This window comes from Nocardia sp. NPDC004278 (genome assembly GCF_053602975.1).
The window spans coordinates 1-12,356 of the sequence record NZ_JBSGEQ010000055.1 but is presented as its reverse complement, the minus strand read 5'-3'; the positions used below and the strand labels follow the sequence as shown (position 1 = coordinate 12,356).

Below are 12,356 nucleotides of genomic sequence, written 5' to 3'. Positions count from 1 at the left end.
CGCCCCGTTGGACGAAACAACTACAGCATGCAGCTCACGCAGCCCTCGACTTCGGTTCCCTCCAAAGCCATTTGGCGCAATCGGATGTAGTAGAGAGTCTTGATGCCCTTGCGCCAGGCGTAGATCTGGGCGCGGTTGAGGTCGCGGGTGGTCGCGGTGTCCTTGAAGAAGAGGGTCAGCGACAGGCCCTGGTCCACGTGCTGGGTAGCGGCAGCGTAGGTGTCGATGATCTTCTCGTAGCCGATTTCGTAGGCGTCCTCGTAGAACTCGAGGTTGTCGTTGGTGAGGTAGGGGGCCGGGTAGTAGACGCGGCCGATCTTGCCTTCCTTGCGGATCTCGATCTTCGACGCCACCGGGTGGATGGAACTGGTGGAGTGGTTGATGTAGGAGATCGAGCCGGTCGGCGGGACGGCCTGCAGGTTCTGGTTGTAGATACCGTGCTCCATGACCGCGGCCTTCAGCTCGAGCCAGTCGGCCTGGGTCGGAATGTGTACGCCCGCATCGGCGAACAGCTGCGCGACCCGATCGGTCTTCGGCTCCCACACCTGGTCGGTGTACTTGTCGAAGTACTCGCCAGAGGCGTACTTGGATTCGGGGAAGCCGCCGAAGTAGGTGCCGCGCTCCTTCGCGATCAGGTTCGAGGCCCGAATCGCGTGATACACCACGGTATAGAAGTAGATATTGGTGAAGTCGATACCCTCTTCGGACCCGTAGCGCACCCGCTCACGGGCCAGGTACCCGTGCAGATTCATCTGGCCGAGACCGATCGCGTGGGATTCGTTATTGCCCTGTTCGATCGACGGCACCGAGTAGATGTGGGTCTGATCCGAGACCGCGGTCAGTGCCCGGATCGCGGTATCGATGGTCCGCGCGAAATCGGGTGAATCCATCGTCTTGGCAATGTTGAGCGATCCGAGGTTGCACGAAATGTCCTTGCCCACCTTGGCATAGGTCAGATCGTCGTTGAACAGCGACGGCGTCGACACCTGCAGGATCTCCGAGCACAGATTCGAGTGGGTGATCTTGCCCGCGATCGGGTTGGCCCGGTTCACGGTGTCCTCGAACATGATGTACGGGTAGCCGGATTCGAACTGCAGTTCGGCGATGGTCTGGAAGAACTCGCGCGCCTTGATCTTCGACTTGCGGATCCGCTTGTCGTCGACCATCTCGTAGTACTTCTCGGTGACATTGATATCGGCGAACGGCACGCCGTAGATGCGCTCCACGTCGTACGGCGAGAAGAGGTACATATCCTCGTTCTTCTTCGCCAGCTCGAAGGTGATGTCCGGGATGACCACCCCCAGCGAGAGCGTCTTGATGCGGATCTTCTCATCCGCGTTCTCCCGCTTGGTATCCAGGAACCGGTAGATATCCGGATGGTGCGCGTGCAGATACACCGCACCCGCACCCTGCCGCGCGCCGAGCTGGTTGGCGTAGGAGAACGAATCCTCGAGCAGCTTCATGATCGGGATGACACCCGAGCTCTGGTTCTCGATCTTCTTGATCGGAGCGCCGTGCTCGCGAATATTGCTGAGCAGCAATGCGACACCGCCACCGCGCTTGGACAGCTGCAGGGCGGAGTTGATGGAGCGCCCGATGGACTCCATATTGTCCTCGATGCGCAGCAGGAAGCACGACACCGGTTCGCCGCGCTGCTTCTTGCCCGAGTTGAGGAAGGTCGGGGTGGCGGGTTGGAAACGGCCGTCGATGATTTCGTCGACCAATCGGCCCGCGAGCACCTCGTCACCCGCGGCCAGCGTCAGCGCGACCATGACCACGCGGTCCTCGAACCGCTCCAGGTAGCGCTTACCGTCGAAGGTCTTGAGCGTGTAGGAGGTGTAGTACTTGAACGCGCCGAGGAAGGTGGGGAACCGGAACTTCTTGGCGTAGGCCTGCTGGAACAGCGTCTTGATGAACCCGCGGCTGTACTGCTCGAGAACCTCTGCCTCGTAATAGTTCTCGTCGACCAGGTAGTCCAGCTTCTCCTCGAGATTGTGGAAGAAGACGGTGTTCTGGTTGACGTGCTGCAGGAAGTACTGGTGCGCCGCCTCGCGGTCCTTGTCGAACTGGATCTTGCCGTCGGCGCCGTACAGGTTCAGCATCGCGTTGAGGGCGTGATAGTCCATGACCTCGCCCGCATCGGCGGAACGGACCGGTGGCTGCTCTAAGCGAGCCGTTTTGCCGGTCGGTGCTGTCGTTGCTGTTGCCAAAACAATCCCAATCCCTCGCGGACGCGTTCGACGTCCTCAGCGGTTCCCATGAGTTCGAAGCGATACAGGTAAGGCACCCCACACTTTCGTGAAATCACCTCGCCCGCATAGCAATAGGTATCGCCGAAGTTCGTGTTTCCCGCCGCCACGACACCGCGCAGCAGTGCGCGGTTATGCGGATCGTTGAGGAACTTGGCGACCTGTCGCGGCACGAAATCCTTATCGGATCTATGTCCCCCCAGGACGTGCCGACCGCCCCCGTAGGTGGGGACGATCAGCACGTAGGGTTCGTCTACGCGCAGTGAGTCAGCGGTGTGCAGTGGTATGCGAGTCGCCGGGAGCCCCAGCTTCTCGACGAAGCGATGCGTATTCTCCGAGGCGCTGGAGAAGTAGACCAGCGCCGTTCCTTCGGACATGGTCACCTCCCCTTCCCATCGGATGCACCGGAAAGCTGGAAGCGATCAGGCCGCCACGGTTGCGAGCGACTTGATGCGGTCGGGCCGGAAGCCGGACCAGTGATCCTCACCGGCGACGACGACCGGCGCCTGCAGGTAACCCAGTGCCATGACGTAGTCACGCGCCTCGTCGTTCTCGGAGATGTCGATGACTTCGTAGTCCACCCCGGCCTTGTCGAGCGCCTTGTAGGTGGCATTGCATTGGACGCAAGCGGGCTTGGTGTACACGGTGATGGTCATTGAGTCCCTCTCTCCTATGCCTGATCCACAGCCTGTGATCCGTATGCTGATCGTTCGAGCGACCTGCAATCAGTCGCTAGCGATGCATGATCCGACCTACACTGCGCAAATTCCTGGATCGGTTCCGAAACCGCTGCTCAGCCGCTCGTGGCCGAGGCCGATCTCATTCCGTCTTCCAGCACTCAAGACACTACACCTAGTGGCCGACAGATTCATACAACACGACATGTTGCGAGTCACAACGGTGAAATTCCCAAGCGGTAAGTACCTGGACGCTCGATACGCAACCCGACACAACAGTGGCGCAGATCACAATTTCGCACCATAGCGCCCTCCCAGCAAACTTCTTTCGGCGAACGAAAAAGGGCCGCCCCCGGACTCCGCGAACGGAGCGGGGGCGGCCCTTCCAGCGGGACCCGACACTCAGGCGGACACCAGTTCGCCGGTCGCCTCGACGAGTTCGTGGACGGTCGCGCCGAGCTGGGTCAGCGCCTCGGCATCATCGCGCGGATGCGCCTGCGCGAACCGGTCACCGAATCCGGCGAAGTGCAGGTGCGCATCCTCGACCACGCGTGCGCCCGCGACGCCGAGCGCCTTGACCACGTCGCCGTGCGCCCACTTGGCCGCGTTCTGGCTGATCGAACCGCTCACCACCGCGACCGGCCGATCCTTGAGCGCACCAACGCCGTACGGCCGCGAGGCCCAGTCGATGGCGTTCTTGAGTACGGCCGGAATGCTGCCGTTGTATTCGGGCGTGACCAGCAGCAGTCCGTCGGAGACGGCGACCGCATCGCGCAGCGCCTGCGCAGCGGCGGGTACCGAGCCGGGCACGTCGAGATCCTCGTTGTAGAACGGGATATCGGCAAGGCCCTCGTAGATGGTGATCTCGACGCCCTCGGGCGCGGTCTGCACCGCAGCCTCGGCGAGCTGGCGGTTGATCGACGCGGCACGGAGGCTGCCAACGAGAGTGAGGATCCGGGTCTGACTCATGACGACTCCTGGTGTACTGGATGTGGTGTCCGAACTTCTGCCTACACTAACCGGACCATGGTCCGATTCCATTCCCGGAGAACCGCGAGAGGCCTGTGAGCTACAGCACATCCATGCCGGACGACATGATGCCCGAGCGTCCGCTGCTCGGCGTCGGTGCGCCCCTGCCCGTCAATACCGAACGCGCGGACGCGGCGCGCAACCGCCAGCTACTGCTGGACGCGGCACAACAGCTGGTGCGTGAACAAGGCGTGGACAGCCTCACGATGGACGCGCTGGCCAAGCGGGCCGGTGTCGGCAAGGGCACCGTCTTCCGCCGGTTCGGCAGCAGGTCGGGACTGCTGCGCGCGCTCTTGGACCACGCCGAGCGAAAGTTCCAGGAAGAGTTCATGTTCGGACCGCCGCCGCTGGGGCCGGGCGCGGAGCCGGTGGATCGGCTGGTCGCCTTCGGCCGGGCCCGACTACTCGATATCGAGGTCGCTGGCGAACTGCACCGCGCCGCGGAAATCGGCGAGGCGAACCAGCGCTATACCGGCCCGCCCTACGGCCTGCTCCGCGCCCACGTGACGATGCTGCTGCGGGCGGCGCGGGTGGACGGCGATGTGGTGCTGATCGCCGATGGGCTGCTGGGGCTGCTCGGCGCCGCGCTGGTGATGCATCAGATGCATGTGCTCGGCTACGACCGGTGTCGGATCGGCGACAACTGGGAGGCCTTCGTTCGACGGGTTGTCATTCCGTCGCGCCCAGTAGAGTGAGGCGCCATGGGGAACCTGCGTGAACAGATCATCGCCGAGTTGGGCGTCCAGTCGAATATCGAACCGAAGGTCGAGGTGCGGCGGCGGATCGATTTCCTCAAGGACTATCTGAGCGCAAGTCCCGCCCGGGGTTTCGTGCTCGGCATCAGCGGCGGCCAGGACAGCGCGCTGACCGGCCGACTGTGCCAGCTCGCCGCCGCGGAACTGCGCGCCGACGGTGCCGATGCCACCTTCATTGCGGTGCGACTGCCCTACGGTGTGCAGGCCGATGAGGCCGACGCCCGGATCGCACTGCGGTTCATCCAGCCCGACCGCTCGGTGGTGGTGAATATCCGCCCCGGCGCCAATGCCGTTGCCGCCGAGGTGGCCTCGGCATTGCAGGTGGACAAGCTGCGCGATTTCGTGCGCGGCAATGTCAAGGCCCGCGAACGCATGGTGACCCAGTACGCCATCGCCGGCCAGGAGAATATGCTCGTCGTCGGCACCGACCATGCCGCGGAGGCGGTCACCGGCTTCTTCACCAAATTCGGTGACGGCGGCGTCGACATCACCCCGCTGACCGGACTCACCAAGCGCCAGGGCGCGGCCCTGCTGCAGGAACTCGGCGCACCGGCGAGCATCTGGTCGAAGGTCCCCACTGCCGACCTCGAGGACGACCGCCCGGCACTGCCCGACGAGGAGGCGCTCGGCCTGCGCTACACCGAAATCGATGACTACCTCGAGGGCAAGGACGTCACGCCCGAGGTCGCCACGAAGCTCGAGACGATCTTCCGCAACACCAGGCACAAGCGCACCGTCCCGGTCACCCCGCTCGATACCTGGTGGCGCTGAACCCGTTAGCGGCCGAGCCTATTTCTGATCCGCTTCCTCGATCAGTCTGCGATGCAGTTCCGTGGTCATCTGGTGAATGGCCTTCGTCAGCTCCAGATCGCTCTTGAGCTGTAACTCCTGTTCGGTGAAGTCGTGGTCGGCCTTGATCTGCTGGAACTGCGCCTGCCGGTTCTGGCCGATCATCACGAAGGTCGACAGGAAGATCGCTTCCAACGAGACGACCAGCGTGAGGGTCGGCCACGGACTGCGCTCCAACCACAGCATCCAGACCGCGAACAGCACCGCATGGATGTAGACGAACTGCATCGACCCGGCGAATCTGGTGATCTGATCGGCGAGCCGGAGCTGGAAGCTGGCCGTCCGCATCTCCTGCTGTTTCAGGAGCGCGGGATGCAGCGACAACTTCGGCGGCTTGATCATGGGGTCGGCCTTCCTCCGGGGAGAGCAACGAAATGCGTTGGCGCGCCGATGCTAACGCGCCGACGTTGGTCGGATGGTGATTGCGGGCTGTCAACGAGCTGCCGGATGACCAGGTCGGCGGCGCGGACAGCTAGGAACGAGAGGATCAGCCGCCTGCGAAGGGCGGGAGGACGTCGACGCGGGGGGTCAAGGCGACCGACGGGTCGCGGGTGAGTTCGTCGCCGACCAGGTAGGCGCAGACGCGGAGCATCTTGTCGAGGTCGGGACCGTACGAGGCGGCCAGTGTGCTGCGCAGATCGGCGACCGTGGCATCGGCCGGGAATTCGAGGATTTCCCGATCCTTGCCGACGGCGTCGGCGATCGCGGCGAAGTAGCGGATCTCAACCACCGATGGCTCCCATCGTGCGTTCCGGGGGGACGAAACCCTCGGCGTCGATACCGTGACCCGCCCACTTGTTCCACATGGCGCCGCGCCAGATGGTGGCGATCTCATCGTCGTCGGCGCCGGTGCGCAGTGCTCGGCGCACGTCGAATTCCTCATCGCTGAACAGACAGGACCGCAGCATGCCATCGGCGGTGAGCCGGGTTCGGTCGCAGGTATCGCAGAACTTGCGGGTCACCGTGGCGATGATGCCGACCGTCGCCGGACCGCCGTCGACGAGCCATTTCTCCGCCGGGGCCGACGGATCGGACCGGCCCGCCTCGGTGAGTGTGAAGCGAGTGCCGAGGACATCGAGCAATTCGGCCGCGGTCACCATGTTGGCGCGCGCCCATTCATGATCGGCGTCCAGCGGCATTTCCTCGATGAACCGCAGTTCGCAGTCCTCGTCGAGACACCAGCGCAGCAGATCCGGTGCACCGGCGAGGGTGTCGCGCATCAGCACCGCGTTGATCTTCATCGGCGCCAGCCCGGCATCCCGGGCCGCGCGGATGCCCGCGAGGACCGAATCCAGTCGATCGCGGCGGGTCAGGCGGGCGAAGCCGAGCCGGTCCACGGTATCCAGTGAGACATTCACGCGGCTGAGCCCGGCGGCCGCGAGCGCGTGGGCCCGATGGGCGAGTCCGACACCATTGGTCGTCATGGCCAGTGGGATCTCGGGCACCCGCTGATGGCAACCGGCGATGATCCGCTCGAGATCGCGGCGCATCAGCGGCTCGCCGCCGGTGAACCTGACCTCGCGGACCCCCAGCTCCCGCACGGCCAGCGCGACCAGTCGCACGATTTCCTCGACGGTCAGCAGTTCGTGCTGTGGGATTGCGGGCAGCCCCTCTTCGGGCATGCAGTAGGTGCAACGCAGTGAGCATTTCTCGGTGATCGATATGCGCAGATCGCGTGCGGTCCGCCCGAACCGATCCACCAGATACGGCGTGTCGGGGCGTCCGTCGAGTGAGGGCACCCTGGACCGTACGGCGGGAATCCCCATCTCGACCAGCGTCACACGTCCATTATGACCGGTCCGTACGCCATGCCCATGGGCGGACCGCACCATACTGGCCTCACAAACTCCGAGTTCACCAGGTGAGCGTTCGTGCGAAACGACGAGAGAACTCGCTACCGATCGGCGATTAGGCTGGCCGCATGACCTCGCGCCCCACCACCTCCGGTGGCCACCGACCGAGCCGCGCCGCGGCCCGGTCCGCCGACGCGTACCGCGACACCATCGAAGCGCTGCTGCGACCACTGGCCACGCGGCCGGTCGAATCCGTCGCGGTGCCCGCGGCGCTGGGCCGACAGCTGGCCGAGGACATCCACGCGCCGGTGGACCTGCCGGTATTCCGCAACTCCGCGATGGACGGATACGCGGTGCGCGCCGAATCGGTGGTGCTCACTCCGGTAACCCTGCCGCTGGCCGGTGTGGTCGCAGCGGGCGCCGCCGGGCAGACACCATTGCCGCCCGGCACCGCGATGAAGGTGATGACCGGTGCACCGATTCCGCCCGGCGCCGATTGTGTGGTGCCGGTCGAGGATGTGCACAGCGATGGCGCGACGGTGACCGTCGAGCGGGGCCGCACCGCAGGCGAATTCGTGCGCGAACCGGGCACCGATGTGCGCACCGGCGAATTGCTGGCGCGGGCGGGCACGACCCTCGCGCCACGCCATATCGCCGCGCTCGCCGCGGTCGGGCTCGCGACGGTGCCGGTATGCCAGCCGATTCGCGCGGCGGTGATCACCACCGGTGACGAACTCGTCTCCGCCGGAACACCATTGCGCCCCGGCCAGATCTACAACTCCAACGGCATCGCTCTCGCGGCCGCGCTGACCGCGAACGGCGTCACCGTCGTCTCGGTCGAACACAGCACCGACGATCCGGAGCGATTTCGCGCATTGCTATCCGCCGCAACGGAATCCGCCGATATCGTCTTCACCTCCGGCGGGGTCTCCAAGGGCGACTTCGAGGTGGTCAAGGATGTGCTCGGGCCGATGGGCGGGGAATTCGGCTCGGTCGCGGTGCAACCCGGTGGGCCGCAGGGCCGCACCGTCGTCGACGGTGTGCCGGTGCTGAGCTTTCCCGGAAACCCGGTGAGCACCATGGTGTCCTTCGAGGTGTTCGCCCGGCCGATACTGCGCCGCCTGGCCGGTCTGCCCGAGGTGGAGGTCTACCAGGTGCCACTGCGCAATGCGGTGCGCTCGCCCGAGGGACGACGTCAATTCCTGCGCGGACGGCTCGTCCGCGATGACGACGCCGCGCCCGGCCTGCACCGGAATCCGGAAGCTGTCGAGGTCGTCTCCGGGCCGGGTTCACATCTCATCGCGGGCATGGCCTGGGCAGATGTGCTGATCGATGTGCCAGCGGCGGTCACCGCGCTGCCGGTCGGCGCGCCTGTGCGAGTGTGGTTGCTATGAGTGAGTTGTCCCATGTCGACCGGGAAGGTCGCGCCCGCATGGTCGATGTGAGCGCGAAGTCCGACACCACCCGGATCGCGGTCGCGGCCGGTGAGCTGCGGACCACCGCCGAGGTGATCGCGCTGGTGCGGGCCGACGATATGCCGAAGGCCGATGTGCTCGCCACCGCCCGGATCGCCGGTATCGCGGGTGCGAAGAAGACCTCCGAACTGATTCCGCTGTGCCATCAGCTGGCGCTGTCGTCGGTGAAGGTCGAATTCGGCTTCACCGACACCGCCATCACGATCCAGGCGAGGGCGAAGACAAAGGGCCCCACCGGCGTCGAGATGGAGGCGCTCACCGCGGTCGCGGTGGCGGGACTCACGCTGCACGATATGGTCAAGGCGGTCGACCCGGCCGCGACTCTCGACGGTATCCGACTGCTCACCAAAGAGGGTGGCAAACACGGACACTGGGAACGCCCCGAGGAACCGGCCCCAGCGACCCCCGTTTCGCTGCTCGACAATGAACCGGCCGCCACCGAAGCCGCGGAAGACGCTGCGGCGGTGGATATCTCGGAAGGCGAGCGCTCGGCGGTGGTGTTGGTCGCCTCCACCGGTGCCGCGGTCGGCACCCGCGTGGACACCACCGGCCCGGTACTCGCGCAATGGCTCGGCGGACTTGGCTTCTCGGTGCGAGGACCGCTGGTATACGCCGATGCCGAGATCGATATCGGCCTCGCCGACGCGTTGCGCTTCGCGCCGTCGCTGGTGATCAGCACCGGCGGCACCGGCGCCTCCCCCACCGATGCCACTCCCGAGGCAACACTCGCGGTGCTCGATCGCGAATTGCCCGGTGTCGCAGAGGCGATTCGGCAGCGCGGCACCGCGAAATTCCCACTGGCCGCGCTCAGTCGCGGCGTCGCCGGGCTGGCGGGCCGATCGGTGATCGTGAATCTGCCCGGCTCCCCCGGCGGGGTCAAAGACGGCATGGCGGTGCTGGAGCCGCTACTGGATCATCTGCTCGCGCAAGTAGCAGGAGGCGGCAACCATGACCACAAGTGAATTCGCGGCCGTACGCCTGGCGGGTATCAGCGATCAGCCGCTGGACCCGGCGGTGGTGGAGGCCGCGGTGACCGGGCCGGAATACGGCGCGGTCGTGGTGTTCACCGGCAAGGTGCGCGATCACGATGGCGGACAGGCGGTTTCCGCGTTGGAGTATTCCGCGCATCCGGATGCCGAACGATTTCTGCGCAATTGCTGCGCCGCACTCGCCGAACGCTCCGGACTGCCGGTCGCGGCCGTCCACCGAGTCGGTCAGCTGACCGTCGGTGACCTCGCGATCGTCGTCGCGGTCGCCGCACCGCATCGCGCCGAAGCCTTCACCACCTGTGCAGAATTGGTGGATCGGATCAAACACGAAGTGCCGATCTGGAAGCGCCAATTGTTCGCCGACGGTCTCTCCGAATGGGTCAACGCCTGCGGGTAAAGGGTCATTGCCAATGTTCAACCTGGTCATGAGCGCCGGGCGGGTTGCCCGAAACAACGTTGTGACGCGAATTCACTGACGATTCAATACCCGCGGGATAGCGTTCTCCCCGCAGAAGATTCGTCGATCCGCAGCAGGAGGGGCGCATTGGGCCGCTCCCGCCACCGCCGCCCTTGACGACCGCATGGCCGGATCGGGTCGCCGCCGCCGTCACCGACGCACTGGCCGAGGGTGCGGTATCGCTGGATCGGGTAGCCCACCGACTCGCCACCAGCCCGCGCACGCTGCACCGCAGGCTGCTGGAGGCAGGTACCACCTGGCGATCGGAATTGGAGCGGGCGCGCAATGCCCGCCTGGCACAGGCGAATGTGGATGGGCCACTGAGCCGAACGCGCCAGGCCGAACTACTGGGGTATTCGGATGCGGGGTCGATGCGGCGGGCAGCTCGCCGACGGTCCATGACCCAGCCCATGCACCGATCGGACCTCCCGGCCTGATCCGCCGCACCCCCGCGCCGCACCCCGTGCCGGCACCGGATGCGGTCACACCTTCAGGAAGGTTGCCGCGATACGCCAGAATGTCGCATCCTCGATGACACGAAAATCCCAGCTGTCGACGATATCTCGGGTTGCGGCGACAACGGCGGCCACATCGAAATCATCACGGTGGCGGTGCCCTTGGCCTCTAACGCGGCGACCACGTACGCCGTCGCGCTCTCCCAGGTCTCTGACACGGAACTCTCCAATCGGTCGTAGAGACAAATACGGTCGATCACGGTTCGGGCGCCGAACCGACACCGCGCGCAGCAGTTTGCTACGTTGCGCATATGCCACGCGCGGCGGGACAATGTGTCAGTTTTATGTATGCGCCATTGCCGCGCCAAGTACCGAACGCGCCAGCTTCGAGCAGAACGCGCCAACTTTGTCGACACGCCAACGCCGTCGAGCTGTCGCTGTTCGCTGTGGCGTCAGTGCGGTGTGTAACGCCAGATGCCGAGCATGGCAGCGGGATCCAGTGGTTCGGCGTTGGTATGCACAGTGTCGTGCAGCCGTCGCAGCGCCGCATCGGCGGGTAGACCCGCACCGATCAATACCAACTGCGTCGTGCGCGATTCGCCGCGCGACCAGGAGTCCGGTTCGAAGATAATGTGGCGGCCGACCATATGCAGCACGAACTTCCGGCGTTCGGCCGCGACACCGAAGGCGGCAAAACCCTTGGCGCGGAACAAGCCCGGCGGCGGGTCCTCCAGGAATTCGACCAGGCGCCGCGGATCCAATTCCCGCTCGCTGGTGAAGGACACGCTGGTGTAGTCGTCGTGCAAATGCCGGTGCCCGGTGTGGTCGTGCTGGTGGTCGTGTTCGTCGAGCAGTTCGTCGAAGCTCAATTGTTCGGCGACCCTGGGTATTTCGCGCAGCGGTTCGTCGAACAGCAGGCCCGGGTCGATGCGTCCGTGAGTGGTCGCATACACCGGAACCGGCCCGATCAGCTCGGTGATCTCCTGCCGCAATAGCTCCAGCCGATCCCGTGGTACCCGATCGGCCTTGTTCAGCACCACCAGATCCGCCAGTCGCAGATGCGTGGCGAGTTCGGGATGGCACCTGCGCGTGTCCGGGAACTGTTCGGCATCCACCACCTCGACCAATCCGCCATAGCGGATGCGCGGATTCTCGGTGCCGACCACCATCCGGATCAGATTGCGCGGTTCGGCCAGACCACTGGCTTCCACCACGATCACATCGATTTTGGCGCGCGGCTGCGCCAGCTTGGTGAACAACTCGTCGAGTTCGCCGACATCGACCGCACAGCAGACACACCCGTTGCCCAACGACACCATGGCGTCGAGCTGCCCGGCCACCAGCATGGCATCGATATTGATGGCCCCGAAGTCATTGACCACCACACCGATCCGCGTACCGCGGTTATTGCGCAGCAGATGGTTGAGCAGCGTCGTTTTCCCGGATCCCAGGAACCCGGCGACGATCAGAACAGGAATCCGCTCGGCCACCCGGACGAGTCTATTGGCGGCTGTGTTCTCGGCCGCGCGGGCGCGGCGTGTTCGCGGCCCCCCTGTGTCTCGCGTCCGAGCCGTCGCCCCACGTAAAGCGCCTGGTGCCCCAGGCGTTGCTACCACAGCTATCGATGT

At 65.2% G+C, this 12,356-nt stretch carries 14 protein-coding genes; 6 read left to right on the top strand and 8 right to left on the bottom strand.

The window, feature by feature from the left end; all coding sequences use genetic code 11:
• Nucleotides 1–20: 20 nt before the first annotated feature.
• The 4 genes from nrdE to ACWEO2_RS41285 form a co-directional block, all read right to left on the bottom strand.
• The gene (nrdE, locus tag ACWEO2_RS41300) at nt 21–2,126 is read right to left on the bottom strand and encodes a class 1b ribonucleoside-diphosphate reductase subunit alpha (RefSeq protein WP_452410361.1); all 2,106 of its coding nucleotides are present in this window, start codon (nt 2,124–2,126) and stop codon (nt 21–23) included.
• Between the two features lie 38 nt (nt 2,127–2,164).
• Nucleotides 2,165–2,626, bottom strand: coding sequence for a class Ib ribonucleoside-diphosphate reductase assembly flavoprotein NrdI (gene nrdI, locus ACWEO2_RS41295; protein ID WP_354960959.1), 462 nt, complete (start codon nt 2,624–2,626; stop codon nt 2,165–2,167).
• 45 nt (nt 2,627–2,671) lie between these two features.
• Nucleotides 2,672–2,905, bottom strand: a complete 234-nt coding sequence (locus tag ACWEO2_RS41290; protein ID WP_040693941.1) for a redoxin NrdH — start codon at nt 2,903–2,905, stop codon at nt 2,672–2,674.
• 423 nt (nt 2,906–3,328) lie between these two features.
• Entirely contained in the window at nt 3,329–3,895 is a 567-nt protein-coding gene (locus tag ACWEO2_RS41285; RefSeq protein WP_452410360.1) for an NAD(P)H-dependent oxidoreductase, read from the bottom strand.
• Between the two features lie 113 nt (nt 3,896–4,008).
• Between ACWEO2_RS41285 and ACWEO2_RS41280 the strand changes: the two genes are divergently transcribed.
• Nucleotides 4,009–4,650 carry a TetR/AcrR family transcriptional regulator gene (locus tag ACWEO2_RS41280; RefSeq protein WP_452410359.1) on the top strand — a complete coding sequence of 214 codons (642 nt, stop codon included), beginning with the start codon at nt 4,009–4,011 and terminating at the stop codon, nt 4,648–4,650.
• Between the two features lie 6 nt (nt 4,651–4,656).
• A complete protein-coding gene (gene nadE, locus ACWEO2_RS41275; protein WP_452410358.1) occupies nt 4,657–5,481 on the top strand; it encodes an ammonia-dependent NAD(+) synthetase in 825 nt (274 codons plus the stop codon).
• 18 nt (nt 5,482–5,499) lie between these two features.
• Here nadE and ACWEO2_RS41270 read toward each other — a convergent pair whose 3' ends face one another.
• The 3 genes from ACWEO2_RS41270 to moaA form a co-directional block, all read right to left on the bottom strand.
• On the bottom strand, nt 5,500–5,901 hold the full coding sequence (locus ACWEO2_RS41270) for a DUF1003 domain-containing protein (protein WP_452410357.1): 402 nt from the start codon (nt 5,899–5,901) through the stop codon (nt 5,500–5,502).
• 145 nt (nt 5,902–6,046) lie between these two features.
• A complete protein-coding gene (locus ACWEO2_RS41265; RefSeq protein WP_354960955.1) occupies nt 6,047–6,289 on the bottom strand; it encodes a MoaD/ThiS family protein in 243 nt (80 codons plus the stop codon).
• A complete protein-coding gene (gene moaA / locus ACWEO2_RS41260) occupies nt 6,282–7,340 on the bottom strand; it encodes a GTP 3',8-cyclase MoaA (RefSeq protein WP_452410356.1) in 1,059 nt (352 codons plus the stop codon). Before moaA ends, ACWEO2_RS41265 begins: the two co-directional genes overlap by 8 nt.
• A gap of 140 nt (nt 7,341–7,480) precedes the next feature.
• On the opposite strand from moaA, the gene ACWEO2_RS41255 reads away from it, so the two are divergent.
• The 4 genes from ACWEO2_RS41255 (at nt 7,481) to ACWEO2_RS41240 (ending at nt 10,710) form a co-directional block, all read left to right on the top strand.
• On the top strand, nt 7,481–8,746 hold the full coding sequence (locus ACWEO2_RS41255) for a molybdopterin molybdotransferase MoeA (protein ID WP_452410355.1): 1,266 nt from the start codon (nt 7,481–7,483) through the stop codon (nt 8,744–8,746).
• Nucleotides 8,743–9,789: a bifunctional molybdenum cofactor biosynthesis protein MoaC/MoaB gene (gene moaCB, locus ACWEO2_RS41250; protein ID WP_452410354.1), complete on the top strand. Its 1,047-nt coding sequence runs from the start codon at nt 8,743–8,745 to the stop codon at nt 9,787–9,789. The genes ACWEO2_RS41255 and moaCB overlap by 4 nt, the downstream gene beginning before the upstream one ends.
• Nucleotides 9,776–10,213 (top strand): molybdenum cofactor biosynthesis protein MoaE, encoded by a 438-nt coding sequence (locus ACWEO2_RS41245; protein ID WP_355189659.1) that lies wholly within the window; start codon nt 9,776–9,778, stop codon nt 10,211–10,213. The genes moaCB and ACWEO2_RS41245 overlap by 14 nt, the downstream gene beginning before the upstream one ends.
• 173 nt (nt 10,214–10,386) lie before the next feature.
• Complete coding sequence (locus ACWEO2_RS41240) at nt 10,387–10,710, top strand: hypothetical protein (protein ID WP_452410353.1); 324 nt, start codon at nt 10,387–10,389, stop codon at nt 10,708–10,710.
• Between the two features lie 470 nt (nt 10,711–11,180).
• Here the strand turns inward: ACWEO2_RS41240 and ACWEO2_RS41235 are convergent, their stop codons facing one another.
• Nucleotides 11,181–12,218, bottom strand: coding sequence for a CobW family GTP-binding protein (locus ACWEO2_RS41235; RefSeq protein ID WP_452410352.1), 1,038 nt, complete (start codon nt 12,216–12,218; stop codon nt 11,181–11,183).
• Nucleotides 12,219–12,356 lie beyond the last annotated feature (138 nt).

What these genes read in the sequence shown, in the direction of transcription:
- nrdE (WP_452410361.1), bottom strand. Translation starts at nt 2,126, where the DNA reads ATGGACTATCACGCCCTCAACGCGATGCTGAACCTGTACGGCGCCGAC.
- nrdI (WP_354960959.1), bottom strand. Translation starts at nt 2,626, where the DNA reads ATGTCCGAAGGAACGGCGCTGGTCTACTTCTCCAGCGCCTCGGAGAAT.
- ACWEO2_RS41290 (WP_040693941.1), bottom strand. Translation starts at nt 2,905, where the DNA reads ATGACCATCACCGTGTACACCAAGCCCGCTTGCGTCCAATGCAATGCC.
- ACWEO2_RS41285 (WP_452410360.1), bottom strand. Translation starts at nt 3,895, where the DNA reads ATGAGTCAGACCCGGATCCTCACTCTCGTTGGCAGCCTCCGTGCCGCG.
- ACWEO2_RS41280 (WP_452410359.1), top strand. Translation starts at nt 4,009, where the DNA reads ATGCCGGACGACATGATGCCCGAGCGTCCGCTGCTCGGCGTCGGTGCG.
- nadE (WP_452410358.1), top strand. Translation starts at nt 4,657, where the DNA reads ATGGGGAACCTGCGTGAACAGATCATCGCCGAGTTGGGCGTCCAGTCG.
- ACWEO2_RS41270 (WP_452410357.1), bottom strand. Translation starts at nt 5,901, where the DNA reads ATGATCAAGCCGCCGAAGTTGTCGCTGCATCCCGCGCTCCTGAAACAG.
- ACWEO2_RS41255 (WP_452410355.1), top strand. Translation starts at nt 7,481, where the DNA reads ATGACCTCGCGCCCCACCACCTCCGGTGGCCACCGACCGAGCCGCGCC.
- moaCB (WP_452410354.1), top strand. Translation starts at nt 8,743, where the DNA reads ATGAGTGAGTTGTCCCATGTCGACCGGGAAGGTCGCGCCCGCATGGTC.
- ACWEO2_RS41245 (WP_355189659.1), top strand. Translation starts at nt 9,776, where the DNA reads ATGACCACAAGTGAATTCGCGGCCGTACGCCTGGCGGGTATCAGCGAT.